The organism is Niabella digestorum (assembly GCF_036409055.1).
In the GTDB taxonomy this organism is placed as follows: domain Bacteria; phylum Bacteroidota; class Bacteroidia; order Chitinophagales; family Chitinophagaceae; genus Niabella; species Niabella composti.
Window position 1 is genome coordinate 456,891 of sequence record NZ_JAZGLY010000001.1, and the last position, 26,314, is coordinate 483,204.

25 protein-coding genes are annotated in these 26,314 nt (G+C 41.3%); 14 read left to right on the forward strand and 11 right to left on the reverse strand.

The features are described 5' to 3' along the window. The first annotated feature begins 26 nt into the window (after positions 1-26). Both V2H41_RS01965 and V2H41_RS01970 read left to right on the forward strand, forming a co-directional pair. Entirely contained in the window at positions 27-2,066 is a 2,040-nt protein-coding gene (locus tag V2H41_RS01965) for a thioredoxin domain-containing protein (protein WP_330973435.1), read from the forward strand. Position 2,067: 1 nt separating this feature from the next. Further along, entirely contained in the window at positions 2,068-2,625 is a 558-nt protein-coding gene (locus V2H41_RS01970) for a DUF1543 domain-containing protein (protein ID WP_330973436.1), read from the forward strand. Here V2H41_RS01970 and uvrC read toward each other — a convergent pair. After that, entirely contained in the window at positions 2,622-4,442 is a 1,821-nt protein-coding gene (uvrC, locus tag V2H41_RS01975) for an excinuclease ABC subunit UvrC (RefSeq protein WP_330973437.1), read from the reverse strand. The genes V2H41_RS01970 and uvrC overlap by 4 nt on opposite strands. Before the next feature lie 103 nt (positions 4,443-4,545). Next, positions 4,546-6,096, reverse strand: a complete 1,551-nt coding sequence (gene gpmI / locus V2H41_RS01980) for a 2,3-bisphosphoglycerate-independent phosphoglycerate mutase (RefSeq protein ID WP_330973438.1) — start codon at positions 6,094-6,096, stop codon at positions 4,546-4,548. 147 nt (positions 6,097-6,243) lie between these two features. On the opposite strand from gpmI, the gene V2H41_RS01985 reads away from it, so the two are divergent. From V2H41_RS01985 to V2H41_RS02015, 7 genes are all read left to right on the forward strand, one after another. Then, complete coding sequence (locus tag V2H41_RS01985) at positions 6,244-6,633, forward strand: DUF4783 domain-containing protein (protein WP_330973439.1); 390 nt, start codon at positions 6,244-6,246, stop codon at positions 6,631-6,633. 158 nt (positions 6,634-6,791) lie between these two features. Beyond that, a complete protein-coding gene (nadC, locus tag V2H41_RS01990) occupies positions 6,792-7,652 on the forward strand; it encodes a carboxylating nicotinate-nucleotide diphosphorylase (protein ID WP_330973440.1) in 861 nt (286 codons plus the stop codon). Positions 7,653-7,676: 24 nt separating this feature from the next. Beyond that, positions 7,677-8,018, forward strand: coding sequence for a translation initiation factor (locus tag V2H41_RS01995; RefSeq protein WP_330973441.1), 342 nt, complete (start codon positions 7,677-7,679; stop codon positions 8,016-8,018). A 58-nt stretch (positions 8,019-8,076) separates the two neighbouring features. Beyond that, on the forward strand, positions 8,077-8,463 hold the full coding sequence (apaG, locus tag V2H41_RS02000) for a Co2+/Mg2+ efflux protein ApaG (protein ID WP_330973442.1): 387 nt from the start codon (positions 8,077-8,079) through the stop codon (positions 8,461-8,463). Positions 8,464-8,580: 117 nt separating this feature from the next. After that, a complete protein-coding gene (locus V2H41_RS02005; protein ID WP_330973443.1) occupies positions 8,581-9,192 on the forward strand; it encodes a 2'-5' RNA ligase family protein in 612 nt (203 codons plus the stop codon). Between the two features lie 29 nt (positions 9,193-9,221). After that, entirely contained in the window at positions 9,222-10,331 is a 1,110-nt protein-coding gene (locus V2H41_RS02010) for a PA0069 family radical SAM protein (protein ID WP_330973444.1), read from the forward strand. Positions 10,332-10,479: 148 nt separating this feature from the next. Then, on the forward strand, positions 10,480-10,968 hold the full coding sequence (locus V2H41_RS02015; protein ID WP_330973445.1) for a ribonuclease H-like YkuK family protein: 489 nt from the start codon (positions 10,480-10,482) through the stop codon (positions 10,966-10,968). 1 nt (position 10,969) lies between these two features. Here the strand turns inward: V2H41_RS02015 and V2H41_RS02020 are convergent, their stop codons facing one another. After that, positions 10,970-12,193, reverse strand: coding sequence for a DUF1015 domain-containing protein (locus V2H41_RS02020; protein ID WP_330973446.1), 1,224 nt, complete (start codon positions 12,191-12,193; stop codon positions 10,970-10,972). Positions 12,194-12,386: 193 nt separating this feature from the next. On the opposite strand from V2H41_RS02020, the gene V2H41_RS02025 reads away from it, so the two are divergent. Beyond that, a complete protein-coding gene (locus V2H41_RS02025; protein WP_330973447.1) occupies positions 12,387-14,981 on the forward strand; it encodes a phosphoenolpyruvate carboxylase in 2,595 nt (864 codons plus the stop codon). A 97-nt stretch (positions 14,982-15,078) separates the two neighbouring features. Here the strand turns inward: V2H41_RS02025 and queA are convergent, their stop codons facing one another. Further along, the gene (gene queA / locus V2H41_RS02030) at positions 15,079-16,128 is read right to left on the reverse strand and encodes a tRNA preQ1(34) S-adenosylmethionine ribosyltransferase-isomerase QueA (protein WP_330973448.1); all 1,050 of its coding nucleotides are present in this window, start codon (positions 16,126-16,128) and stop codon (positions 15,079-15,081) included. A 477-nt stretch (positions 16,129-16,605) separates the two neighbouring features. On the opposite strand from queA, the gene V2H41_RS02035 reads away from it, so the two are divergent. Next, positions 16,606-17,604 carry an FAD:protein FMN transferase gene (locus V2H41_RS02035; RefSeq protein WP_330973449.1) on the forward strand — a complete coding sequence of 333 codons (999 nt, stop codon included), beginning with the start codon at positions 16,606-16,608 and terminating at the stop codon, positions 17,602-17,604. A 25-nt stretch (positions 17,605-17,629) separates the two neighbouring features. Here the strand turns inward: V2H41_RS02035 and V2H41_RS02040 are convergent, their stop codons facing one another. The 3 genes from V2H41_RS02040 to V2H41_RS02050 all read right to left on the reverse strand — a co-directional run bounded on the left by V2H41_RS02040 (position 17,630) and on the right by V2H41_RS02050 (position 20,683). Next, positions 17,630-19,336, reverse strand: a complete 1,707-nt coding sequence (locus tag V2H41_RS02040; RefSeq protein WP_330973450.1) for an ABC transporter ATP-binding protein — start codon at positions 19,334-19,336, stop codon at positions 17,630-17,632. Continuing rightward, complete coding sequence (locus V2H41_RS02045) at positions 19,336-19,725, reverse strand: hypothetical protein (RefSeq protein WP_330973451.1); 390 nt, start codon at positions 19,723-19,725, stop codon at positions 19,336-19,338. The genes V2H41_RS02040 and V2H41_RS02045 overlap by 1 nt, the downstream gene beginning before the upstream one ends. Positions 19,726-19,912: 187 nt before the next feature. Then, a complete protein-coding gene (locus V2H41_RS02050; protein WP_330973452.1) occupies positions 19,913-20,683 on the reverse strand; it encodes an AMP nucleosidase in 771 nt (256 codons plus the stop codon). A gap of 40 nt (positions 20,684-20,723) precedes the next feature. Here V2H41_RS02050 and V2H41_RS02055 point away from each other — a divergent pair, with 40 nt between their 5' ends. Then, positions 20,724-21,170: a type I restriction enzyme HsdR N-terminal domain-containing protein gene (locus tag V2H41_RS02055; RefSeq protein ID WP_330973453.1), complete on the forward strand. Its 447-nt coding sequence runs from the start codon at positions 20,724-20,726 to the stop codon at positions 21,168-21,170. Here V2H41_RS02055 and V2H41_RS02060 read toward each other — a convergent pair. Next, positions 21,141-22,034, reverse strand: a complete 894-nt coding sequence (locus V2H41_RS02060) for a 3-hydroxyacyl-CoA dehydrogenase family protein (protein ID WP_330973454.1) — start codon at positions 22,032-22,034, stop codon at positions 21,141-21,143. The genes V2H41_RS02055 and V2H41_RS02060 overlap by 30 nt on opposite strands. A gap of 86 nt (positions 22,035-22,120) precedes the next feature. Between V2H41_RS02060 and V2H41_RS02065 the strand changes: the two genes are divergently transcribed. Then, the gene (locus V2H41_RS02065; protein WP_330973455.1) at positions 22,121-22,588 is read left to right on the forward strand and encodes a ribonuclease domain-containing protein; all 468 of its coding nucleotides are present in this window, start codon (positions 22,121-22,123) and stop codon (positions 22,586-22,588) included. Then, complete coding sequence (locus V2H41_RS02070; protein ID WP_330973456.1) at positions 22,585-22,866, forward strand: barstar family protein; 282 nt, start codon at positions 22,585-22,587, stop codon at positions 22,864-22,866. The genes V2H41_RS02065 and V2H41_RS02070 overlap by 4 nt, the downstream gene beginning before the upstream one ends. Before the next feature lie 14 nt (positions 22,867-22,880). Here V2H41_RS02070 and V2H41_RS02075 read toward each other — a convergent pair whose 3' ends face one another. From V2H41_RS02075 to V2H41_RS02085, 3 genes are read right to left on the reverse strand one after another with little or no spacing between them, the layout of a single operon-like run. Further along, a complete protein-coding gene (locus V2H41_RS02075; protein WP_330973457.1) occupies positions 22,881-23,348 on the reverse strand; it encodes a VOC family protein in 468 nt (155 codons plus the stop codon). Between the two features lie 12 nt (positions 23,349-23,360). Continuing rightward, positions 23,361-24,716: an efflux RND transporter periplasmic adaptor subunit gene (locus V2H41_RS02080; protein WP_330973458.1), complete on the reverse strand. Its 1,356-nt coding sequence runs from the start codon at positions 24,714-24,716 to the stop codon at positions 23,361-23,363. A gap of 21 nt (positions 24,717-24,737) precedes the next feature. Beyond that, on the reverse strand, positions 24,738-26,186 hold the full coding sequence (locus V2H41_RS02085) for a TolC family protein (protein WP_330973459.1): 1,449 nt from the start codon (positions 26,184-26,186) through the stop codon (positions 24,738-24,740). Positions 26,187-26,314 lie beyond the last annotated feature (128 nt).

Sequence of the window (26,314 nt, forward strand, 5' to 3'; positions counted from 1 at the left end):
ATTTTTTCATTACAGAATGCAGTATTATGCCCAATGCACTAATCAATGAAACCAGCCCTTATCTGTTACAACATGCACATAATCCGGTAAATTGGTATCCCTGGGGTGAAGAAGCTTTGCGTAAAGCTAAAGAGGAGGACAAGCCCATTCTCGTGAGTATAGGTTATGCAGCCTGTCATTGGTGTCATGTGATGGAGCGTGAAAGTTTTGAAGATCCTGAAACGGCTGCCATCATGAACGAGTTTTTTGTAAATATTAAAATAGATAGAGAAGAACGCCCCGATCTGGATCATATTTATATGGATGCGGTGCAGGTGATGACGGGGAGTGGCGGCTGGCCCTTGAATGTTTTTTTGACTCCCGATAAAAAACCTTTTTATGGAGGTACTTATTATCCTCCCATTCCGATGGTGAATCGTCCTTCGTGGAAGCAGGTATTGCATGCAGTAGCAGAAGCATTCCAGCATAAACGTAAGGAAATAGAAGAGCAGGCAGAAGGGCTTACTTCGCATTTAATGAGCTCGAACAATTTTGGTATTAATACACCACACAATGATTTTTCGATAGAACAAATCGATGCCGCTTGCGAAAATCTTTTAAAGCAGGGTGATAAGCAATGGGGCGGCTTTGGAGCAGCGCCAAAATTTCCACAGACATTTGCTATACAATTTCTATTGAAGTATGGACTACTGGAGCAAAAAAGAAGACCGGAGATGGCTAAGGCTGCGCACGAGCATGCTTTCCTGAGCCTGAATAAAATGATTGAGGGAGGCATTTATGATCAAATTGGTGGTGGTTTTGCCCGGTATGCAACCGATAAGGAGTGGTTAGTGCCTCATTTTGAAAAGATGTTGTATGATAATGCACTGTTGGTTACAACGCTGAGTGAAGCTTATCGCATCACAGGTTGGGAACAATACAAGACAGTTATTCAGCAAACGCTGGAGTTTGTAGAAAGAGAAATGTTGCATCCCTCTTATGGTTTTTATGCTGCGCTAGATGCCGACAGTGAAGGAGAAGAAGGAAAGTTTTATGTATGGACGTTGGAGGATGTAAAGCGTATACTAGGAACTGATGCGGATATCTATTGTGAATTTTATGATATCACTGCGGAGGGTAATTGGGAGCACCGTAATATATTAAGAATAAAAACACCATTGGCAGTATTTGCTGCAGAAAAGAAAATAGATGTTGCAACATTGAAAAACTTATTGAAGCGTTGCAATAAAAGAATGTTGGAGGCTAGAGCTTTGCGCATAAGGCCTGCTTTGGATGATAAAATCATATTAGGTTGGAATGCATTGATGAATGCTGCTTACAGTCATGCCTACGCGGCTACAGGCATCGATGCTTATAGGCAAACGGCCATTCGTAATATGCAGTTTCTACTGGAAAATTTTGCCGATGCCGATGGTGTACTGATGCATGTATGGAAGAATAATGAGGCTAAGTTTCCTGCCTTTTTGGATGATTATGCTTATCTCATTCAGGCTTTATTGCAATTGTATAAGGTGACTGCCCATCCACAGTGGTTGCAACGAGCCAAAAAGCTCTGCGAAAAGGTGCTTCAAAATTTTGTAGAGCCGAGTGGATATTTTTACTACACACCGCAACAACAGCAAGATGTCATTATTCGAAAAAAAGAAGTATACGATGGTGCTACTCCCAGCGGCAACGCAGTTATGGCATTAAACTTATTGGAATTGGGTATGCTGTTCGACAAGCGGGATTGGGTGCAGCAGGCACAGCAAATGATTACCGGTGTAAGTACACTTGCCGTGAAGTATCCAACTTCTTTTGGAATGTGGTTGATGGGATATTATCAGCTCATCAAAGGAACTAAAGAAATAGTGCTATGTGGAGCGTACGAGCGAGACTTAAGTACTTTATTGCAACAGCCATTGCCTTTTAATATTATTATGGCTACACACGAAGAGGATGAGCAGTATCCATTGTTAAAAGGAAAGGTTGTAGGAAATCCTCTTGCTATTTACTTGTGTGAAAATTATGCTTGTAAGCAACCCGTATTTGATATTGAAAGTTTATTACAACAGTTAAATGATTGATATGGCGTACAAGTTATTCTACTTACTGTTGGGATGTACACCTCCTGGAAGACATACAGAGCAGCATGATGTTTTCTTTTGTATCGGAACATCACTAAAGGATATTGTACCCGATATTCAGGCTTTTTGGCCCGATGCAGGCAAAATACATATAGACTGTTGGCGAGAAGTAACTACTGTTGACGGTTATAGTATTACAGTTGCAGAAAGACAAGTCCACCATACCAAATCACAACATCTTTTCTTCATTAATTTGGGAGGATATTTACCAAACTCATTTGAAGAACATCATTATAAGTTGCTCACCATTGCTACTGATATGTCGGAAGCCATTCGCAACGCAAAGCAAACCGAATTTTACCGCGATTACAATACTGAGGATAGAAGCGGCGTGAGTCATGTGGATAATAAGTATGGTGTGGACGTGGATGAAATTCTCAATGTAGAAGATATTCTTCCTTCACAACAGAAAGAAAGATTTGCGCTTATTATCGAACCGGCTGCCACTAAAAAGGAAGATGAACTGCACATCGGGTATTTAAAATTAGATAAGATTTAATCTTTTTGTGGTTCTTTATCTGTATGGAAATAATTCCATACGATTTGTGCTTTGGCTTTGCCGATTACAGGGGCCAGTTCCTCCACACCCTTCTGGCTAACATTTTTAACTGACCTGAATGTTTTAAGCAACATATCCGCAGTATTTTTGCCGATGCCGTTGATGCTCTCCAGCTCGTTTTTGAAAGTGCCTTTGCTGCGTTTGGCTCTGTGAAATGTCACCCCAAAGCGATGCACTTGGTCGCGAATAAATCTTATGAATTTGAGGCTGGGACTACTATACGGCAATTTCAAAGATTCTTGGTCGCCGGGGAAAAATATTTCTTCTTCATTCTTGGCAAGGCCTATGAGGGTGATTTTTCCATGCAATTCCAGCTCTTCAATTGCTTCCATGGCTGCACCTAGCTGTCCTTTACCTCCATCGATGATGACCAGTTGGGGTAAGGGTTGTTGCTCTTCCTTCAGTCTTTTGTAGCGGCGATACACGGCTTCTTTCATTGAAGCAAAGTCGTTAATCCCTTGTACGGTTTTTATATTGAAATGTCGGTAATCTTTTTTGCTAGGAACCCCGTTTTTGAAACACACCATGGCACTTACGGGGTAGCTACCCTGAAAATTGGAATTGTCAAAACATTCAATATGTACCGGCAATTGTTGTAATTGCAAATCGGCCTGCAATTGTTCAAGTACTTTTACCTGATCTACATTGCGGTTAATTTTCAGGCGCTCTTTGTTTTTAAGTTCCTCAATGAAGTAGCCGGCATTTTTTTCCGATAGCTCAATCAGCTTTTTTCTGTCGCCGGCTTTGGGTACCACAATTTTTACATCCGATTCGGGATAATCAATAGGAATGGGTACCACAATTTCTTTGGCATCGCTATTAAAGGTGCTACGTAATCTTTCTATGGCATACACTAAAACTTCTTCAACAGGTTCGTCCAGATGCGTCTCTAGTTTGTTAGTATGCGTTTGTACAATCGTGCCATTGCGCACCATTAAAAAATTTACGTAAGCAATATCATCGTTTTTGATAATGCTGAAGACATCTTTGTCGCCACCTTTTAAGCCTGTGATGACCGTCTTTGCTTGGTAATAATCTTCGAGATACTCAATTTTCTTTTTTATTTGTTCTGCTTTCTCAAATTCCAGATTTGCTGCCAGAGCTTTCATTTCTTCTTTGAACTGCCTGATTACGGGAGCAAGGTTACCCTTGAGCAGATTTTTTACCTGACGGATATTAGCTTCATATTCTTCCTGAGATTGTAATCCCTCACATGGCCCCTTGCAATTACCGATATGATATTCCAGACACACTTTGAATTTCTTTCGCTCTATATTCTTTGGGGTAAGATTAAGCGTGCAGGTTCGCAAGGGTATGGTTCGACGAATGAATTCGAGTAGTTCCCTTACTTTAAAAACCGATGTATAAGGTCCCAAATATTCAGATCCGTCGTTCACCGGTTGTCTGGTGAGATACACCCTTGGAAAGGGCTCGTTTTTGATAACAATATAGGGATAACTTTTATCATCTTTTAAGCTGATATTATAACGGGGTTGAAATTCCTTAATGAGTGAGTTTTCAAGAATAAAGGCATCCGATTCGCTATCAACAATAGTAAATTCAATTTTAGCAATGCGCTTTACCAGTTCATGAGTTTTATAGTTGGTGATGTTTTTGTTAAAATAAGAGCTCACCCGTTTGCGCAGGTTCTTGGCCTTCCCTACATAAATAATGGTGCCTGTGTTATCAAAGTATTTGTAAACGCCGGGCTGTGTGGGTATGGTCGGTGCTATTTTCGAAAATGCTTCCTGCGTCATAAGAATGGCAAAATTACAAACTATTATGGAGCTACTGTATAAAGAAAAATCTCACAAGGCCAATGCCTGTGAGATTTAACTATAGTATAAACGATATTAATTATTAGTAGTTGATGGTAGCGGGATCTACCAATACATCACCATTCATTTCTGCAGGTATGGTCAGTTTCATGAAGGTGAGAATAGTAGGAGCGATATCGCCTAATTTACCTTCCTTAATAGTTCCGCGCCATTGATTATCGATAATGAACAGAGGTACCGGATTCAGGGTGTGTGCTGTGTTAGGGCTGCCGTCTTCATTAATCATGTAGTCGGAATTACCATGATCGGCTGTGAGGAAGATGACATAGTCCTGTTTTAGTGCTTCGGTTACGATTTGCTCCACACATTTATCCACGGTTTCAACTGCTTTCACCGCCGCTTCGAAAACGCCTGTATGTCCCACCATATCTGCGTTAGCAAAGTTCAAACAGATGAAATCGGCAGTCTGATTTTTAATTTCTTCTAGAATGGCTTCGGTCAGTTCGTAAGCACTCATTTCGGGCTTCAAGTCGTAGGTAGCTACCTTAGGAGAGGGTTTTAAGATTCTGGTTTCTCCTTCAAATGGTTGTTCACGGCCCCCGCTGAAGAAGAAGGTTACATGCGGATATTTTTCGGTTTCCGCAATGCGGATTTGTTTCAGGCCGTTAGCGGCAATCACTTCTCCCAAAGTATTGGTAATATCTTCATTTTTGAAGATAGTATGTACGCCCACGAATTTGTGGTCGTATACTGTCATGGTGGTATAATCCAGATTCAGTTTTTTCATGCCGAACTCGTCATTATCGGCCTGGGTTAATACTTCGGTAATCTCGCGACAACGGTCTGTACGGAAGTTGAAACACAGCACATGATCTCCGTCTTTAATTGTTGCAACAGGAGTATTGTCTGCATTTACGATGACAGTAGGAAGAATAAACTCGTCAGTAATGTTTTCGTCGTAGCTACGCTTCACGGCTTCTACTGCGCTAGTAGCGGTAGGGCCATCACCTTTCACCAATACATCATATGCTTTTTTAACACGTTCCCAACGTTTGTCGCGATCCATGGCATAATAACGCCCGCTCACAGAAGCGATTTTTCCAATACCTATTTTGTCGATATGGTTTTGTAGTTCTTCGATAAATTGTAAACCACTTTTGGGATCTGTGTCACGCCCGTCGGTAAAGGCATGCACATATACTTCGTTGAGTCCTGCTTCTTTGCTGATATCTAACAGCGCTTTTAGGTGATTGATGTGTGAGTGTACACCACCGTCGCTCACAAGTCCCATCAGGTGCAACGGTTTATTATTGGCTTTGGCTGTTTGCAGGGTACGTACCATTTCTGGATTGTTAGCGAGTTCGCCGGTACGGATGGCCACATTGATGCGCTGCAGTTCTTGATAAACAATACGTCCGGCGCCCAGATTTAAATGTCCTACTTCTGAGTTCCCCATCTGTCCCTCAGGCAAACCTACCAGCTCGCCAAAAGTAGTAAGGGTAGTATTGGGATATTTGTTGTACAAAGAATTGGTAAAGGGAACATTTGCATTTTGAATTGCATCTGCATTTGCAACTTTTCCTAGTCCCCATCCGTCCATTATAATAAGGATCGCTTTCTTTTGTTTCGACATTTCTTTAATTTGTTGACTATCAGTAAATTAATATTTTTGATGCTCAAAAAATCCCGTAAAGGTAAAAAATGATATCGGAACAAAGAAAGATAGAAACTAGGTAATTTGGCATATTTTTGGTCAAGATGATATAAAATGATGCGTGAAATGAAAAAGATATTGCATTTTCTATTTGTGGCTTCAACAATGTTCATTACTTCAACGGTATGCGCACAAAGTATTGATGGAGTGGTGGCTGGTTTAAAAAAAGGCGATGCAGTACAAGTAGTAAGTAATGCAAACGGTAATTTTTCTCTTGCTATACTGGATAAAAAAAATACGTATAGTAAAGATCAGGCTCAGCAAATCATTAAAGACTTTTTCGGTAAGAATTCGGTAAAAGGTTTCGATGTAAAGCATAAAGGTAGCTCTCCAAGCGGTCAGTACGCTATTGGTACGCTGGTTACTTCTGGAGGAAATTATAGAGTGAATATTTTTATGAAGAAAGAGGGTGGTCGGGAAGTAATTAAAGAGCTGCGTTTTCAGCTCATCGAATAAAGCGTTTTGAAAAATGTATAAGGCCTCTCAATCGAGAGGCCTTTTTGTTAGCCGTAGGACAAAGGGGTAGGTGGCATAATAGCTAAAGCCCTATATTTGTTAAGTACTGTGGTATTTGATGTAGGTGTGAGAGAACAATGTTTTTAAAGTATAATCAGATGGATTTGCAGTTTCGGCAAAAATTGGAGCAGCTTGTAAAAGCAGCACTTGAAGAAGATATTGGTAACGGGGATCATTCCTCGCTTTCTTGCATTAGTGCTAATGAAAAGGGTAGGGCAGAATTGAAAATAAAGCAGGATGGTATTCTGGCAGGTGTAGAGGTGGCGCGTTTTATTTTTGAATATAGAGAACCTGGGTGTCAGTTTACTGCTTTTAAGAAAGACGGCGACAGTATGAAGGCTGGTGACAAGGCTTTTGAAATTGCGGCTCATGAGCATACCATTTTGGCTTGTGAGCGGCTGGTGCTCAATTGTATGCAGCGAATGAGTGGTATTGCTACCTTAACCCGCCAGTATGCTGACAAGTTACGGCCTTATAAAACAAAACTGCTGGATACGCGCAAAACCACTCCCAATTTCAGGTTGCTGGAAAAAGAAGCCGTGCGCATTGGTGGTGGTGTAAATCACCGTTTCGGTTTATACGATATGATAATGCTGAAGGATAATCATATTGACTATGCGGGAGGAATAGAAAAGGCCATCCACAGAGCGTATCAATATGTACAGGAGAATAATCTAAACATTAAAATAGAAGTAGAAACCCGAACGCTTGACGATGTAAAGAAAGTGCTGAAAGTGGGGGTGGGAAAGGTTTTTCGAGTGATGCTGGACAACTACACCCCTGCACAGATAACAGAAGCATTGAAGATTATTGATGGTGTTTTCGAAACCGAAGCTAGCGGAGGCATCAATTTAGATACGATTGAAAGCTATGCAGCAACCGGAGTAGACTATGTGAGCGTGGGCGGATTGATACATCAAGCGCGTAGTCTCGATTTGAGTTTAAAAGCCATTGTATAGCCGCTAAAACTAAAATCATAACGTATGTCAAAGAAAAAATCAAATGGCCCTTTTGTATATAGTACCGATCCCAACTTCCAATTTCAGGATGAACACGAAGAGGCAGAAACGTTACCTCCCAGTGCGCAAAAACTGCGTATACAATTAGAAACCAAGCATAGGGGGGGTAAAACAGCCAGTGTGATTAAAGGTTTTGTAGGTACGCAAGCTGATTTAGAAAGTCTGGCCAAAAAGCTAAAATCTTATTGCGGTACAGGCGGATCAGCAAAGGATGGTGAAATTATCATTCAGGGCGATCATCGCGATAAAATATTACAGTGGTTGCAACAACAGGGATATACCAACACTAAAAAGAGCGGCGGCTAACACTGTATAATTTTTTCAGTTATTTGTTATTTCCGTATTTTTACTAAAACCCTTTCTCATGAGCAACATGATTTCAGCCGGGATAATGGTAAACGTGGAGGTATTCTATCAACCGGAGTATAGCAATCCTTTGCAAAGCGAATACATGTTTGCTTATCGTATCACTCTCGAAAATTATAATTCCTATCCTGTGCAGCTATTGCGTCGCAAGTGGCATATATTCGATAGCAACGGTTTGTATAGAGAGGTGGAAGGCGAAGGTGTTGTGGGAGTGCAGCCTGTATTGCATCCCGGTGAAAGCTATCAGTATATGAGTGGGTGTAACTTAAATACTGATATGGGCAAAATGAAGGGTTTTTATGAAATGGAAAATCTAGACACTAAAAAGAAATTTCAGGTAATCATTCCCGAATTTGAAATGATTGCGCCTGCTAAGGCCAACTAACTTCTATTGCTTCCTTGTTTCTTTTTCAACAGATTGTAAAAGGCAAAAAAGTTTTCACTTTTTTTACTAAAAATATTAGTAATATTGTGCTAATTATTTTAGTAAAAACCAACTTTTATGTCATCTCATACCCCCTACATACAGCCCTCTAATCCATACGAATATCTGCTGTTGATAGAACCTCGAGAGGATTTGGCAGATGATATTATGGCAATCAAAAAAGAATTTAGTGAGAAGTACCAAGCCCCCCAAGCGGTGAGTAGCAAACCGCATATTACATTGGTGAGCTTTACACAGTATATGGCTTTTGAAAGTCGCATCCGACAGCGGTTTCGGCAAATTGCAACCGAAAGGGCCCCCATGCTAATTGAGTTAGAGGGTTTTGGCTCTTTTCCTACTCACACTCTTTTCATTAAAGTAACAACAAGGACTACGGTACAAAATCTAGTAACAAAACTGAGAACACAGGTACAGTCGCTCCTCAAGCCGGATAAGGAGCATAAGCCTCATTTCATCATGGAACCTCATATTACCATAGCACGCAGGCTTAAACCTTGGCAATATGAGAAAAGTTGGAGCGAATATAATACACGCTCATTTTCAGCCAAGTTTATGGCAAATCATATGGTATTGCTACGCAAACAAGCAGATGGAGAGAGGTTCACATTTGTGGAGCGATTTGAGTTTATGAATATGCCTGTAAGTGCCACGCAGGCGATGTTGTTTTAATACATGTTGTTATTACGAAAACAAGGACTATGCAAAAGCAATTACAACAAGATCACTTTAAGGTGACTGCTATTAAAAAAGGCGAGGAATATACCTACCTGCAGGGACGAGGTGCACAGTTCAACACGCGCAATCGATTCTTAAAAAACGAGCAAGTGAGGGAGCATATAGAAGCAATTGATAGCTGGGAGGAAGAAAATATCGCTACTCAGTATATCGAGCAACAAGCGAAGACGATAGTGAATAAAGTGGAAAGTCCTGATGTGGGGATGTCGTACAGTATGAATGCGTATGCCGGATGTGAACATGGGTGTATCTACTGTTATGCACGCAATGCGCATGAGTATTGGGGATATAGTGCAGGATTGGATTTTGAGCGAAAGATTATTGTTAAGATAAATGCGCCTCAATTGTTGCGCAAACAGCTCATGCATTCCAAATGGGAGGTAATGCCCATCATGTTAAGCGGCAATACCGATTGCTATCAACCTGCAGAGCGTAAGTATCGTTTGACGCGCGGACTGCTGGAAGTGTGTAATGAGTTCAATCAGCCTGTAGGGATTCTAACTAAAAACTCAGCCATACTAAATGATAAAGATATTCTTCAAGAATTAGCCCGAAAGAACCTGGTGCGCGCCATGGTTTCTATCACATCTTTTAATGAAGAGCTCAGAAGGGTGATGGAGCCTAGAACGGCTACTGCTGTACAGCGTTTACGCGTGATTGAAGAGTTAAGTAAGGCAGGAGTAAGGATGGGTATTATGATGGGGCCTATGATTCCGGGGTTGAACGAACATGAAATGCAGCGTATTATGAAAGCGGCTGCTGATGCGGGCGCTACATTTACGGCCTATACATTTATAAGACTGAACGGTGCAATTAAATTTTTATTTCGCGACTGGCTTTATAAGAACTTTCCGGATCGAGCAGACAGAGTATGGCATCTAATAGAGCAAAGCCATGACGGTCAGGTGAATGACAGCCGCTGGGGTTTGCGTATGCGCGGTGAAGGAGCCATTGCAGAAATGGTTGCGCAACAATACGTCAAATATGGTAAAATGTATCATATGAATGAGGAGCGTATAGGATTGGATACAACTATTTTCAGAAGGCCTGGACAGCAGATGGCTTTATTTTAAGATAAGACATGGGACGGATGTTTAATCTCAATTAATAGTTTTATATATTTATAGAATAGTTTCGGTATTGTGTGCTTCATTCACAATTGTGAATAAAATTACTTGCTTTTTAGGAGGATAAATAATAACGTTGTGAAACACTAGTCCCATGCAACATCATACAAAACAATGGAGGAAGTTGACGGGCGAGTACCTAACCAACTATCTTGAGGATGAGGTGCTGGGCGTAATTCTTCGTGAAAAAGAGCAGGGGCACTCGCTAAAGGTTTGTATTGGCACAGACAGTCAGGTAAAAGGCACGTTTACCGAATTTGCAACAGCCATTGTATTCATACGCAAGGGTAAGGGTGGTTTTATGTACCTTAATAATGAAACCACTCAAGAGAAAATGACCATTAAACAGCGTATGATGACAGAAGTATCCCGAAGTATCGAAGTGGCTTACCGTCTCTGTGATTTGTTCACCAGCCACAACATTGACATGGAGGTGCATGTGGATATCAACACTAACCCTATTTACAAGAGCAATGATGCATTGAAGGAGGCGATAGGGTATATTTCCGGTATGGGTTTCAATTTTAAAGTGAAACCTGAGGCTTTTGCCAGTTCCTGCTGTGCCAATAAAGTAGTACAGTAACTCACTCCAAGAGATGCGTTAATAGCCCGTCACGCAACTTAGGCTCGAACCATGTGCTCTTGGGCGGCATGATAAGGCCTGCATCGGCAATATTGAACAATTGCTGAATTGTTACCGGGTACAGGCTGAAGGATACTTGCATTTTGCTATCATTCACAAGCCTTTCTAGTTCCTTTAAGCCACGGATGCCACCGATAAAATCAATTCTTTTATCGGTACGGATATCTTTTAGGCCTAAATGCTTGTCCAAAATGTTTGCGGACAAAATGCTTACATCCAGCTGGCCTATCAGGTCTTCTGCATAAGTGCCGGGTCGTGCTGATAACCGGTACCAGCGCTTTTGGAGATACATGCCTATTTCATGAGGGCGTGTTGGACTTACAGCTTCGGTGCTTTCAGATACTTCAAAATCTTCTCGGATACGTGTAAGCAATTCAGTAGGCGTTAGCCCGTTTAAATCTGTAACCGCCCGATTGTAATCCATAATATGAAGATGGTTATCGGGAAAAATAACAGTAAGAAAGAATCGGGCGGATTCGTTATCCGGCAATACGTTGCTCACCTGCGTTGCGGAGGCTGCTCTGTGATGTCCATCTGCAATATAGGTGGCAGGAACTTTTTCCTTAAAAAGTGTAATGATATGTTGGATCGTACGCTCATCGTCAATTTTCCACACTGCGTGCGTGACGTTATCGGCAGCTGTGAAATGATATAGCGGTTCATGTCGTGTTTTCCAATCATGTATTACTGCATCAACCTCCTGCACGCTTTTATAGGCCAGAAACACTTTACCGGTTTGTGCTCGCGTGATGGTGATATGGAGGATACGGTCATTTTCTTTTTCAGGGCGAGTAAGTTCATGTTTGTTGATGAGTCCGTTTTGATAATCCTCTATTGAGGATAAACAAGCCAAACCGGTCATGCTGCGCTCGTTCATCGTTAGTTCATAGATGTATAAGCAGGCTTGCGCCTCTTTAATCAGCGTGCCGTCAGCTATCATGCGCTGAAGGTTTTGTTTTGCTTTTTCATAAACTTTAGGGTCGTAGGGGTTGGCTACTTCCGGTAGATCGATCTCAGATCGGGTTACATGTAGAAAAGAGTGGGGATTATCACCTGCTGCATTCTTTGCCTCCTCACGACTCATTACATCATAAGGGGGTGCTGCAACCCGCAATGCCCATTCCGGTCGGGGCCTTAGTGCTTTAAATGGTCGAATGGTAATCATATGGCCAATGTGTTTGCTGATGTAAGAAATAGTAAATGCGTAGCTCCTAGGTGTCTTTCTTATTAGAATTATTTCAATAAAATAAGCAATATATTAGTTTTTATTAAAAAAACTATTCCGTCTACATAAAAAATATTATCTTAACGCCCTGTTGCCTGCAAATAGTTGGGTATTAAGTACAAATTTTTGGAAAATGGATATTGCTGCGAGTAAGAATTTACATCATTTTAAGACAGAAGTAGGGACAAGGTTTCAATTGTACAACAGTCTTTTTACATCACTTCCGTTTCACAAAATGGAAAAGACCGGGATTTTGTTATCCCTTTTTTCCAATAATTGTGAGGAGGGGTATGAGAAGTCTAAGAGTCCTATCGATATTATTAATGAATTTTTTAATAAACATACGCTTATCACTTCTGAAAAGGAACGTTTGGATTTACTTTTCAGGTTTACGCAGTATGTAGAGCGGCAGGTAGTGTTATTTGATGCTTTAGAGGATGCTGCATATAAACATACACATGATCTGAGCGGTCCGGGTACTTTAAAGCAATTGATTGCTGATGCATTACAGTATAACAAGATTGAGGAGCTGAAAGAAACACTGAAAACCTTTTGTGTAAGGCCTGTTCTTACAGCCCATCCCACTCAGTTTTATCCCGGATCGGTACTGGGGATTATTCACGACCTGAGCAGGGCGCTGATGCGGAATGACTCGGTGGAGATTAATACCTTTTTGCAGCAACTAGGTAAAACTCCTTTTCTGAAGAAGAAAAAACCTACCCCATACGGAGAAGCCGTAAGTCTTATTTGGTATCTGGAAAATGTTTTTTATACGGCTGCAGGCAGAATTTTGGATGAATTGAAAAATCATTTTCCGGATGTGATTACCGATGAGAACCCTGTTCTTAAAATGGGTTTCTGGCCGGGCGGTGACCGAGATGGAAACCCCTATGTGCGCAATGAAACTACTTTAAAGGTGGCAGAAGCTTTAAGAGGGGCTATTATTAAATGTTATTACCTCGATGTGCGTCGCCTTAAACGTCGGCTTACATTTCATGGAGTGGAAGAGCCTATTGCAGAGCTTGAGGAAAAGCTATATCAAAATCTCTTTATTCCCGGTCATATACCCAATATTACGGTAGCGGAGATTAAGGGAAAGCTGAAGCAGATTAAGAAAATTCTGGAAGAAGAGCATAATTCCCTGTTTGTGTCCCTTGTTCAGAGCCTTATTAATAAGGTAGATATCTTCGGATTGTACTTTGCTTCTTTGGACATTAGGCAGGATAGCAGCATCCATGGAAAAATATATAAAATGGCAGCGGGTAAGAGCAATGGCATTATTCCCGAAAATTATCCCTCGCTGCCGGATGAAGAGAAGATTAAGGTTATACTAAATATTAAAGGAAAGATCGATACTTCGATATTCGCAGAAGATGAAGTAGTGAAAGATACTGCCGAAATACCTCTTGCTGTTCATAGCATTCAACAGGTGAATGGGGAGCAAGGCTGTCATCGTTATATCATCAGCCATACTACCAGTGCACTGGATGTGATGGAGGTGTATGGACTGTTCAAGATGCAGGGATTTGCCGAAGAAGATATTCATTTAGATATTGTTCCGCTATTTGAAACAGTGGAGGATTTGAGCAATGCCGCTAATGTAATGCAACAACTGTATGCTATTCCTGCTTATAGAACCCATTTAAAACGTAGGAATAACACCCAAACCATCATGCTGGGCTTTAGTGATGGTACCAAGGATGGTGGTTATTTGATGGCCAACTGGAGTATTTATCGAGCCAAGGAAGAGCTCACCCGTATTACACGAAACAGTGGCTTTGAAGTAATATTTTTCGATGGAAGAGGTGGTCCCCCCTCTAGGGGTGGTGGAAAAACCCATAAGTTCTATGCTTCGATGGGTAAAAATATTTCCAACCGCGAAATTCAGCTAACGATACAAGGGCAAACCATTAGCTCTAATTTTGGGATTATCGACTCTGCACAATATAACCTAGAACAGTTGTTAAATGCAGGCATCTCCAGCAGCTTGTATATAGATAGGCATCCACCTTTCTCCGGTAAGGAGGAGGAGCTGATGCAGGAACTTTCTTCCTATGGTTTTGATGCGTATAAGAAACTGAAGGAGCATCCACTGTTGCCCAGCTATCTGTATACGATGAGTCCTTTGCGTTTTTATAGCGAAACCAATATCAGCAGTCGTCCGTCCAAACGTGGGCCTTCTCAAACAGATATTTCGCTTTCTGATTTAAGGGCGATTCCTTTTGCAGGCGCTTGGAGCCAACTAAAGCAGAATGTTCCCGGATTCTTTGGGGTAGGTACTGCCCTTAAAAAAATGGAGTATATCGGACGTTTTGAGGAAGTGAAGCAGTTGTACAATAAGTCGCTGTACTTTAAAACGCTGATGGATAACTGTGAAATGTCTATGTCTAAATCCTATTTCCCGCTTACGGCTTATATGGCAAAAGACGAAACCTATGGGGAAATATGGAATATGATATATGAGGAATATCAGCTTACTCATGATTACCTCTTAAAACTCTCGGGCAAGAGTACGCTGATGGAAAATTATCCGATCGATAAACTATCTATTTACATGCGGGAGCGTATTGTATTGCCCCTGCTTACCATTCAGCAGTATGCGTTGAGTAAATTAAGAGAGTTGGAGGCTAGTGACAGCGAGTCGGCTGCAGAATTGAAGGAAGTATACGGTAAGCTAGTTATGCGTTGTTCTTTCGGAATTATCAATGCTGGAAGAAACTCTGCATAGATTACAACCGCTCAGTTTTTCAAACTAACATAAAATAAGAAAGCTGCATATGTAAGATATGCAGCTTTTTTTATGATATATGAAGATCAAATCTAGCTTACAGAATCAACAACGCATCTCCATAACTAAAGAATCGGTATTTGTCTTTGATCGCCTTTTTATAGGCCTCCATGGTAAGTTCATAACCGGCAAAAGCGCTGGTCATAATCAGCAGACTGGTTTTCGGTAAATGGAAGTTCGTAACCATAGCATCTGCGATGCTGAAGTCATACGGAGGATGAATAAACATGTTGGTCCACCCTTCTGAGGGTTTCAGTAATTTCTGTGCGGTAAAAGACGACTCCAGGGCACGCATGGTAGTGGTGCCAATAGCGCAGATACGATGACCTGTTTCTTTAGCTTTGTTTACAATCTTACATGCCTGCTCGTCGATGCGATAGTACTCGGCATCCATCTTGTGCTTGCTGAGGTCTTCCACCTCGATGGGTCTAAAGGTGCCCAGTCCTGTATGCAGGGTGATTTCGGCAAAGCGGATACCTTTAATCTCCAAGCGCTTAATCAACTCACGACTGAAGTGGAGACCGGCAGTGGGAGCTGCTACGGCGCCTTCGTATTTAGCGTAAACGGTTTGATAGCGTTCTTTATCTTCTTCTTCTGGTTTACGCTTAATGTATTTAGGCAATGGTGTTTCTCCTAGAGCCTGTAATTGGGCTCTGAAACTATCCTCATCACCTTCCCATAAAAACTTGATGGTTCTACCACGGCTGGTAGTGTTGTCAATCACTTCTGCAACCAGCTCTTCGTTTTCCCCAAAGTAAAGCTTGTTACCCACGCGGATTTTACGTGCCGGGTCCACAATAACGTCCCAGAGGCGGTTGGGCTTATTCAGCTCGCGCAGCAGGAAAACTTCAATTTTGGCACCTGTTTTTTCCTTGCGGCCATACATTCTGGCCGGGAATACTTTGGTGTTATTTACAACAAATACATCCTTATCGTCAAAATACTCTAGAATGTCGCGGAAGTATCTGTTTTCAATTTGCCCTGTCTGACGATGCACCACCATCATTCTGGCATCTTCTCTTTTTTTCGCGGGGTACTGTGCAATAAGGTTCAGGGGAAGATCAAAGTGAAATTGTGAAAGCTTCATGTATCGATTTTCTTTTTTAAGGTCAAAACCTGTAAAAGCAGTAGAACGAAGCTCACGGTACGTAGTAAAGTTACCCGTATAAGGTATTTTACAATCCCGAGCCCCGGTCTTACGGCACCGGTTTTCGAATTTGTGGCTGCAAAGGTAGTATATTTTGATGTTTAAATGAAAATTTTTTAAAATTATAACAGAGGGTTGTGAGTACTTTTTTTTATATAAAAAGACTCGGGGGCCTGAAATGCGCATAAATTCTGAAAGTATTGGCATTTTGGAGGGCTAAATCATTATCTTGGCCCCTGGCTATAGGCCTCTGTGGAATGGAAGTATCGGATCAAGAGTTTTTAAGCAAGGTGGGTATAGGATATGATGACCTCCGTAGGTGAGGAGGCCATTCCAAAGCTCTCGGGGGTATGAATAGGTGCGAGTGGTAATCTGCAGAGGAGAGTATTTCGAGGAATCTAAAATTGATGGTTTTTGATGAAGGTCCAAAAAGGGGTATTATTACTGTTCTTATCTCTTCTACATTTTTATGCTAATGCCCAAGTGCAGCGCACCCGCGACGCCTATCTAATGGGGGGAAAGTTCATTATTACTATTGTTGCAGGAGACTCACTTACTGCCGAGCGATATATCGATACAGTTATAGCGGAAATTTCGCGTATCGAATATCTAATATCGGACTGGAAGCCCGAAACCCAGATTTCAAAAGTGAATCAACAGGCGGGTATCCGCCCCGTGAAGGTGGATCGAGAAGTGCTGGAACTTACTGAGCGCGCTATTTCTATGTCGCGGTTAACAAATGGAGCTTTTGATATCAGTTTTGCCGCGATGGAAAAGATCTGGAAGTTTGACGGCAGTGAGATGAAAATGCCTTCCAAAAAGGTGGTGAAAAAAGCCAGAGCTAATGTGGGATATAAGAATATCATTATTGACTGGGATAGCAGTACGATTTTTCTGAAAACAAAAGGTATGAAAATCGGCTTTGGGGCATTGGGTGAAGGATATGCGGCTGATAAGTGTAGGGAACTGATGTTGCAAAAAGGGATAACGGCAGGCATTGTAAATGCTACAGGAGATGTGCTGACCTGGGGTACACGCCCCGATGGAACTCCCTGGAAGATTGGGGTCAACGATCCTTTTAGTAATAATAAGCTTATAGCTGCCATTAGCTGGGAAGGTGCTGCAACAACCTCGGGCAACTATGAGAAGTATGCCATCATTAATGGCAAACGATATGCCCATATTATCAATCCGGCGACCGGATACCCCGTATCGGGGCTGACTAGTGTGACGGTATTAGGCCCCAGTGCTGAACAGGCTAATGCCTTCAGTACTTCGATAATGGTGTTAGGTGTAAAGAAAGGACTAAGGATGCTGAAAAAGTTTCCTGATTATAAAGCCATCGTTATTACCGATAAGCAAGAAATTATCACCAGCCCCAACTTTAACTTAGAACAGTATAAAATCCATTATTAATTCCGTGTTTTTGCAAAAAGAGTTGCTACACTGCTACATGGGGAATTGCATCAATGAGCTTTTGAGTGTAAGCGGATTGAGGGTGTTCATAAATTTCATCAGCAGGCCCCATTTCCTCTATTTTCCCTTTATTCATCACAATAATGCGGTCACTAAAATAACGTACCACGCCCAGATCATGACTAATAAAAACAATAGTAAAGCCGAATTCTTTCTTAAGGTCGTTAAGTAGATTGAGCACTTGAGCCTGCACGCTAACATCTAATGCAGATACGGATTCATCACAGATGATAAAAGAAGGCTGTAATGCCAAGGCACGAGCGATGACAATGCGTTGTCTTTGCCCACCACTGAACTCATGTGGATAGCGGTCATAGTGCTCGGGCTGTAATCCTACTTTTTGTAATAGTTCAATTACCCTTTGTTTTCTTGCTGTAGGATCTTTAATAATTCCGTGTACAGCCAGCGGTTCTTCGATGGCATGCCCTATTTTTTTACGTGGATTTAGAGAGGAGTAGGGATCCTGAAATACAATCTGTAGATGTTGTCTTAAGGCTCTTAATTGTTTGGGAGAATATGTTCGAAGGTTTTGTTCTTTGTACAATATATTTCCTTCCGTGGCAGGAATTAATTGCAGTAGTGTTCTTCCTAAAGTTGTTTTGCCACAACCGCTTTCCCCAACAATGCCTAAGGTTTCGTTTTCGTATACCTCAAAGCTGATATTGTCCACCGCTTTTACATAAGACATCGGTTGTCCTAACCAATTTTTTTTATTAGGATAGTGAACGGAAAGATTTTCCACTTTGATGAGCACCTGACCAGAACTGGCAGTAGTGGTGCGGTGGAGGGATGGAGGAGGGGACGTAGTCAAAAAAGAATCATTATGTAAAAAATCACTCACCACTGGCAATCTTTCTCCGCGTTTATGATTGTCGGGGCGGCAGGCTATCAGGGCCTTGGTGTAAGGCTGTTGGGCGTTGGTAAATATATCTTTAACTGACCCCTGTTCGATAATATCCCCTTTATACATTACTACGGCTCTGTCGGCTATTTGAGCTACTACGCCTAAGTCGTGAGTGATAAAGATGACACCCATCCCCGTTTCCTGCTGTAGCTCTTTGATGAGTTCCAATACGCTTTTTTGAACGGTTACATCTAGTGCTGTAGTAGGTTCATCGCATATGAGTAGAGATGGTCTACAGCACATAGCCATGGCAATCATGACTCTTTGCTTCTGTCCACCACTTAACTGATGCGGATAGCGATCGTAAATGGCCTCGGGATTAGGTAACTTTACTTTTTCAAACCAGGATATGGCCTGTAGTCGGGCTTCTTTTTTAGATATTTTTTTATGCAGTAATAATGCTTCAGATACTTGCGCTCCGCAAGTGAATACAGGATTCAGCGAGGTCATAGGCTCCTGAAAAATCATCGAGATGGTATTGCCCCGTATTTGCTGCAGTTCTTGTTTGCTAATTTTTGTAATATCCTTTACTGTATTACCGTCTTCACTAAACAAAATTCTTCCACTAGCCAGCTGGGAAGTACTTTCGGGAAGTAATTGTAGGATGGAAAGTGAGGTGACCGATTTACCCGAACCACTTTCTCCTACAAGTGCAACGATTTCGCCTTTATTAACTGTGAATGATATGTTTTTTATGGCCTGATGTACAGCGCCATCGTTTATAAAATTGACGGTGAGATTTTCTATGGATAATAAAGGATACGACATTATTTTTTTACTACTTCCAGTACTTTGATATTAAGCTTTTTAGGGGGAGTTGGATAATAGGCCATACACACGGCGCAATTACTTTGCCTTTCGGGAACTATCTCAAAGTAAAATTCATCGCCTTCTTTGAGATTAGAGGACAATGAGCAAGGATTGCTTACACCAAAAGCATTTTTATATGTTTTATCTGTTGAAGGATTAGTCCACGATCCTACTACCAAAGATGTATCCAGATTACCTTCAATTAGACTAAATGTATAGTTAGAACATAAGCCTGCTATTTCAAAACGTGCTTTCAACTTGTGCTGCTGACTGACTGACACACTTTTATGACAGGCGGTCAAGGTTACGGCTGTTGCAATGAACAAAAATGCGATGCATTGTTTCATAAATACCCATTTAAATTGTTATTATATTATCCCTTTCATTGGGGGTGGGCTTATTTCAATAGTGAAGATAAGCCAAATATGCTCATATTCTCTTTACAAATGAGAAAAGAGTTATTATTTCTGATAACGTTTGCAACGGCATTATCGCAACATGCATGTATAAACAACTATTCTTAGGGCTGTTTATTTAGAACTTCAGGTGTCTTATTGTCTGACGGTTTTCAATAAGTTGTTTTAAAGAGTTGATGCCAATTTTAAGATGAAGCTCTACGAAGTTTTCGGTTACCTTTCGGTCGCTATCTTCGGTTTTTACTCCTTCCGGAATCATAGGTGAATCACTTACCAATAGTAGCGCACCTGTGGGTATCTTGTTGTAGAATCCTACCGAAAAGATAGTGGCGGTTTCCATATCAATGGCGTAGGCGCGTATTTTCTTCAAGTATTCCTTAAACTTTTCGTCATGTTCCCATACTCTGCGGTTGGTACTATATACGGTGCCTGTCCAGTAATCGGTCTGCGCTTCTCGAATCGAGGTACTAACGGCTTTTTGCAAGGCGAATGCGGGTAATGCTGGTACTTCGGGCGGAAAATAATCGTTTGACGTTCCCTCTCCTCGTATGGCAGCAATAGGTAATATTAGGTCACCTACTTTGTTACGTTTTTTTAAACCGCCACATTTGCCTAAGAATAGTACTGCTTCAGGCTTTACGGCAGTGAGGAGGTCCATGATAGTGGCTGCGGTGGGACTACCCATACCAAAGTTAATAATGGTAATGTTGTCCGCAGTGGCGCATTGCATAGGTCGGTCTCTACCCACTACTTCCACCTTGTTCCAAGCGGCAAACATGTTTACGTAGTTGCTGAAATTGGTGAGTAGAACGTATTTCCCGAAATTTTCTAACTTTTCACCGGTGTAGCGCGGTAACCAATTTTGTACAATTTCTTGTTTAGTCTTCATAAGAAACACTTTCGCTAAATTAATATTTATTTTTGGACTAATGATTTTTATTGAATATCCTCAACCCGATTTTAAAATAGAAATTAGAGGCGATCAACCGTATATATTTGACCATATCCGGCGCAAATGGCTGTTATTGCAGGATGAAGAATGGGTGCGTCAGAATTTCGTTCAGTATTTATTGCAGGTAATGAAATATCCCAAAACACTCATTGCGCTGGAAAAAGAAATTGTTGTAGGAGAACTGAAAAAGCGGTTTGATATTCTTGTGTACGATACACAACACAAACCTTGGATGCTCATAGAATGCAAGGGCCCCGATGTACCAATTACGCAAAATGTACTGCACCAGGTACTCCGTTATAATATTGCCATGCCGGCAGAATATTTAATATTAACCAACGGTAATTATAATTATGGATGGCAGAAAAAAGATGGCCAGTTGCAGGAAATCCACTCACTTCCTGAATTTCTCACTCACCACTAGTTCCTTACTGCCGGGTGTGTATACATAAAAGCCTTCGCCTGTTTTTACACCTAGCCGTCCCGCGTGCACCATATTGACTAATAGTGGGCAAGGGGCATATTTGGGATCTCCGAAGCCTTCGTGCAGTACTTTCATAATAGATAAACATACATCTAGTCCGATAAAATCGGCCAGCTGTAAAGGTCCCATCGGGTGTGCCATGCCTAGTTTCATAATCGTATCAATAGCTTCTACATCAGCTACACCTTCCTGAAGTGTATAAATGGCTTCGTTAATCATCGGCATTAAAATACGATTGGCAACAAAGCCAGGATAATCATTGGCCAGAGCCGGAATTTTACCTAGCTGCTTGCTTAGTTCCACAATGGTGCCTGTAACATAACTGCAGGTGTGATACCCATTGATAACCTCCACCAGTTTCATCACCGGTACGGGGTTCATAAAGTGCATGCCGATCACCTGTTGCGGCCGTTGGGTGGCTGCGGCAATTTTGGTAATGGATATGGACGATGTATTGGTAGCTAATATGCAGTCCTGCGGCGCTATAGCATCTATTTGCCTAAATATTTGCAGCTTCAGGTTTTCATTTTCTGTAGCGGCTTCCACTACGAGATGCGCTGCTGCCACGCCTTGATCAATATCGGTACTTATTACAATGTTTTGTAAGGCGGATTGTTTCTCTGCCTCCGTAATCTGCCCTTTAGTTATCTGTCGGTCCAAATTTTTTGAAATAGTGGCCAGAGCCTTTTCTAGCTGTTGAGAGGAGATGTCAATAAGTGTTACATGAAAATTGTGTTGAGCAAAAACATGCGCAATACCGTTTCCCATAGTGCCAGCCCCTATGACAGCAACGTTGTTGATCATATGATAGGATTGTTAGTGTTAAATACTTGTAACAAATTTAAGCAACCCAGCCCAGCTAAAGGGAATTTATTAAGTAAGTTTGTATCATGATGCGTAATAGATGGGTAACATTTTCGACCCTTTTTCTGGTATTTCTGGCTTTGTATGCTTTTTTGAAAAAAGGCCATGATGAGGTCTTACCTTATGGTGGAGCTATTAGCGACCCAATAACGGATACGATAGCTATTGATGAGTTAACGAGAGAGGATGTGGTAGTGCCCTATGTGCGCATGCATAAAAAATTGCCGGATTATTATGTTACCAAAAGTGAGGCCCGGAAGCGGGGTTGGATAGCATCGGAAGGAAATTTGTGTGAAGTGTTGCCTGGTAAGGCTATAGGCGGCGATGTATTTGCCAATAGGGAAGGCCAACTGCCCAAGGCTGCCAAGCGAGTTTGGTATGAAGCCGACTTGAATTATCGTTGTGGCAGAAGAAATGCGCATCGTTTATTATACTCCAATGATGGGTTGATATATGTTACTTACGATCACTACAAAAATTTTGAAAAAAGATGAAGAAGGTAGCATTCGATTTTGAACGTATCGGTACCCTAAGTGATTTTTATAAAATGGCTCAAAGTCAGCTGGAACTGCCTTCTCATTTCGGAAATAATCTGGATGCGTTATGGGACTGTATTACCGGCGATATCGCCTTGCCGATTGAGGTTAAGTTTATCAATATGTCCATGAATCAGCTGGAAACCTTCGATAGGTTGATTCAACTTTTTGAGGAGGCCGCAGAACAACTGGGCGATGATTTCTCTTTCGAATATTATTTGAAAGCAGTGGGATAAATGATATCTCGCCGCTATTCAAATCCTTGCTGATCGTTGTTAATTTCGAGCCAATAGCCATCCGGATCTTGAATCCATATTTGTTGTACCCCATCAGGCCTTTTGGTAATACCGCTTTTATTACCGGCGGCATCTTCCCAGGTAATTTGGTGTTTCTTTAAAAGTTTGATAAAGTTTTCGAGAGAGGGTACACTAAAGCATACATGATGATTTTTGAAATATTCCTTTTTGTTTTCTGCCCCAGCAATCAGATGCAGCGATGTATGGGGCCCTGTTTTTAACCATACATGTCGTCCTATTTTAAACGGCTCTTCTATTTCTTCCAGGCCAATAATATTTTTATAAAACTCAGCCGACTTTTTTAAATCGGTCACATATAAAGCCTGATGGTTGAGGATGGCTTTAGGTTGCTCCTTATTTTGTGCATATGCACTGTTGATGGTAAATAATAATGACAGAATTACTACTATATATTGACGCATTACCAAATACATTTATTTTTTATCGAAAAGTTTTTCTTTTGGAACTACTTTTACTTTATCCCCATCCTTGAGGGTTTGGCTAACAACGCTATAAGGTCCTGTAGCCACAAGATCTCCGGCTTTTAGTCCTTGCGTAACTTCTATATAATTAATATCCTGAATACCGGTTTTGACAATCTGTTTTTTTACGACATTATCTTTGGTTACGATAAACACTACTTCTTCCAAATCATTTTCAGAGCTGTTTTCTTCGGCATCGCTATTATCAGCTTTTTCTTTTTGGGATTCAGCCACGCTTTTATCACTGCCTTTAATGCGTGCATTTACTGCTGCAATAGGTACAGACACTACATTATCTTTTTGTTTGGTTTTGATTTCAACTCTTGCATTCATTCCCGGCAGGAAGGGAAACTTTTTACCTTTGGATGCATCCAACAGATCCTGGTACGATGATTTATCCAAACGTATTCGTACTTCATAATTGGTTACATCGTTCGTTGTGGTTGTTCCTGCCAAAGCAGACTTCACACTACTGGCAATTTTAGTAACCACACCTTTAAATTTTCTATCATTATAAGCATCAATTTCCACATCGGCTACATCGCCAATATTTACCTTTACAATATCGTTTTCACCCACATCTACTCTTACCTCAATGGTATTCATATCGGCAATGGTCATCATTTCGGTACCGGCCATCTGGGCTGTACCTACTACTCTTTCACCTTTCTTTACCTTTAAAGAAGATACAATACCGCTTGTGGGCGCAACAATGGTAGCACGGCTCAGCGTTTTATCGGCCGATGTAAGGCCGGTTTGGGAAGAGCGTACACTAGCTTCTAGGCTGCGGATGTTTTCCAGTGCAGCTTCGTAATTAGCTTTGGCTGTAGCTAGATTGGTTTCGTGCTGCTCGAACTCGGCTTTGGAGATTACTTTATCGTCGTATAACTGTTTGTTGCGTTTGTACTGAAGTTCTGCCTGTTCTAGATTGGCCTTTAAAGCACCTAATGCGGCTTTACTATTGGCTACAGTGGCCATAGACTGGCTAACTCTTGCTGCCGCTTCGTCTCTCTGTAACGCATATACATCGGCATATATGCGTGCCAGGATTTGCCCTCTTGTTACACTATCACCTTCTTCTACGTTCAATTCAATAATCTCACCGCTGATATCCGGACTTATTTTTACCTCAACTTCGGGATACACCTGCCCACTTGCAGTTACGGTTTCGGTGATGGATCGTACTGTTGCTTCCTCTGCCGTAATGTTGATGAGTTTACGATTGCTTCCAAAATTTCCGGCAAATAGGAAAATAGCTGCTAGTACAGCAGCTCCGATGATTAATATTTTCTGCCAACGTTTACTCACGTGTGATAATTATTTGGGTGTTTAAAAATTTGATGTATCTGATTCTAGTTTTAATCCTTTGCCTTTATAAAATTCAAGTAGTTTCATCTTAAATACATAATCGTATTGAGCTGAAACCATGTTGATCTTGGCACGATATAGATTGTTTTGTGTGGTGATAAGGTCGATAGGTTGCAGTAAACCCACTTCAAATCTTTTTCGTGCATAATCGTAAGCTTTCTGTGCTGCCTGCACTGCCGTACGCGAGGCATTGAACTTTTCAATGGCTGCTACGGCATTGGTGTGTGCCTGATAAATATCTTGTTTAAGAGTTTGGGTTTCCTGCTCTTTCTGCAACGACTGATTCTCTACATTCAGTTTGGCCTTTTGCCAGTTGATCCGAGCCATTCCACCATTGAATATAGGTATGCTAACCCCAATACCAATGTTCTGATTAAAGTTGTTTTTCAGTTGTCGAAAATAGGTGTTTCGTTCGTAACTGGTGGGTTGGGTAATGGGAGCAGTAACGGTATAGGCTACACCATTCACCTCTACAGTACCAATGGGAGTGTTTACTACTTCCAGTCCTTGCGGTAACAATTTCTGAGCATTCGCATAACGTGCATTAAGTCCTCCAAATAACATTAGCGAAGGATACATGGCAGCTTTTGCTGCTTGTGCATTTTTTTCCAGAGCTTTCAGTGTAAGTTCATTTGCTTTCTGCTGGGGGAGGTTCTCCAATGCAGATTGATATACCACTTCAGGATCTAATTCTGAAAGGGGCTCTACCGGGATGGCATCCACGGGCGGTTCTGCAATGTCAAACGGCATTGCAGCGTCTAAATTCAGTAAAGCTTTGAGCTGTAACAAAGACAGGGTATAATTGGTTTGTGCTGTGATGAGATTGGAACTGTCCGTTGCATATTGTGTTTCGGCCTCGGCCAGATTTAATTCAGGTAAGGCGCCGGCTTTTACTTGTTTATTGATGAGCTCCAGTTGTTCTCTACTTTGGCTTAATTGTACTTTACTGATATTGACTTGTTCTTTGTTCAGCAGTGCTGCCAGATAGGCATTAGCAACATTTAGTGCTATGTCGTTGCGAGCTTTTTCAAGTCTTGCTTCACTGGCCTGTGCTAAATATTTATTAGACTCGGCAGTATTCCTTTTTCTGAACCAGTTGAATAAGTCCCATCCCAGATCCACACTATGATTGGCAAAAAAGATTTGGTTATTCGTAAACTGGTTGGATGTGGGGTCGATGGAGCGACCAAATTGAAACCCTGTACTATGCTGGCTACTTAAACTAGGATATTGAGCCAATACGCTTTGATCGTGAGTAAGCTTATCGAAACGGGCTTGTATATCGGCTTGTTTTATGGAGATATTGTTTTCTAAAGCATACTCAACACATCGTCTTAAATCCCATTTTTCCTGGGCGGCAACTGTAAGTGTGTAAAAACATACAGTTAGTATTGCCAGCGCTTTTTTCATAAAGTACTATGTAGTTAAAGATAAAAATACAATAGAAAAGAATAATTTGAAATATTTTATACTACGATTATTCGGCAAAGATCATTTCATTAGCAAAGTACAATGTGGTTTCCTCCTAATGTTATTTT

Coding starts and splice junctions, on each gene's coding strand:
- queA (WP_330973448.1), bottom strand. CDS start 16,128: ATGAAGCTTTCACAATTTCACTTTGATCTTCCCCTGAACCTTATTGCA.
- V2H41_RS02025 (WP_330973447.1), top strand. CDS start 12,387: ATGGATATTGCTGCGAGTAAGAATTTACATCATTTTAAGACAGAAGTA.
- nadC (WP_330973440.1), top strand. CDS start 6,792: ATGGATTTGCAGTTTCGGCAAAAATTGGAGCAGCTTGTAAAAGCAGCA.
- V2H41_RS02040 (WP_330973450.1), bottom strand. CDS start 19,336: ATGTCGTATCCTTTATTATCCATAGAAAATCTCACCGTCAATTTTATA.
- gpmI (WP_330973438.1), bottom strand. CDS start 6,096: ATGTCGAAACAAAAGAAAGCGATCCTTATTATAATGGACGGATGGGGA.
- V2H41_RS01965 (WP_330973435.1), top strand. CDS start 27: ATGCCCAATGCACTAATCAATGAAACCAGCCCTTATCTGTTACAACAT.
- V2H41_RS02085 (WP_330973459.1), bottom strand. CDS start 26,186: ATGAAAAAAGCGCTGGCAATACTAACTGTATGTTTTTACACACTTACA.
- V2H41_RS02070 (WP_330973456.1), top strand. CDS start 22,585: ATGAAGAAGGTAGCATTCGATTTTGAACGTATCGGTACCCTAAGTGAT.
- V2H41_RS02020 (WP_330973446.1), bottom strand. CDS start 12,193: ATGATTACCATTCGACCATTTAAAGCACTAAGGCCCCGACCGGAATGG.
- V2H41_RS02065 (WP_330973455.1), top strand. CDS start 22,121: ATGATGCGTAATAGATGGGTAACATTTTCGACCCTTTTTCTGGTATTT.
- V2H41_RS01985 (WP_330973439.1), top strand. CDS start 6,244: ATGAAAAAGATATTGCATTTTCTATTTGTGGCTTCAACAATGTTCATT.
- V2H41_RS02005 (WP_330973443.1), top strand. CDS start 8,581: ATGTCATCTCATACCCCCTACATACAGCCCTCTAATCCATACGAATAT.
- uvrC (WP_330973437.1), bottom strand. CDS start 4,442: ATGACGCAGGAAGCATTTTCGAAAATAGCACCGACCATACCCACACAG.
- V2H41_RS02045 (WP_330973451.1), bottom strand. CDS start 19,725: ATGAAACAATGCATCGCATTTTTGTTCATTGCAACAGCCGTAACCTTG.
- V2H41_RS01970 (WP_330973436.1), top strand. CDS start 2,068: ATGGCGTACAAGTTATTCTACTTACTGTTGGGATGTACACCTCCTGGA.
- V2H41_RS02010 (WP_330973444.1), top strand. CDS start 9,222: ATGCAAAAGCAATTACAACAAGATCACTTTAAGGTGACTGCTATTAAA.
- V2H41_RS02075 (WP_330973457.1), bottom strand. CDS start 23,348: ATGCGTCAATATATAGTAGTAATTCTGTCATTATTATTTACCATCAAC.
- V2H41_RS01995 (WP_330973441.1), top strand. CDS start 7,677: ATGTCAAAGAAAAAATCAAATGGCCCTTTTGTATATAGTACCGATCCC.
- V2H41_RS02035 (WP_330973449.1), top strand. CDS start 16,606: ATGAAGGTCCAAAAAGGGGTATTATTACTGTTCTTATCTCTTCTACAT.
- V2H41_RS02060 (WP_330973454.1), bottom strand. CDS start 22,034: ATGATCAACAACGTTGCTGTCATAGGGGCTGGCACTATGGGAAACGGT.
- V2H41_RS02015 (WP_330973445.1), top strand. CDS start 10,480: ATGCAACATCATACAAAACAATGGAGGAAGTTGACGGGCGAGTACCTA.
- V2H41_RS02055 (WP_330973453.1), top strand. CDS start 20,724: ATGATTTTTATTGAATATCCTCAACCCGATTTTAAAATAGAAATTAGA.
- V2H41_RS02050 (WP_330973452.1), bottom strand. CDS start 20,683: ATGAAGACTAAACAAGAAATTGTACAAAATTGGTTACCGCGCTACACC.
- apaG (WP_330973442.1), top strand. CDS start 8,077: ATGAGCAACATGATTTCAGCCGGGATAATGGTAAACGTGGAGGTATTC.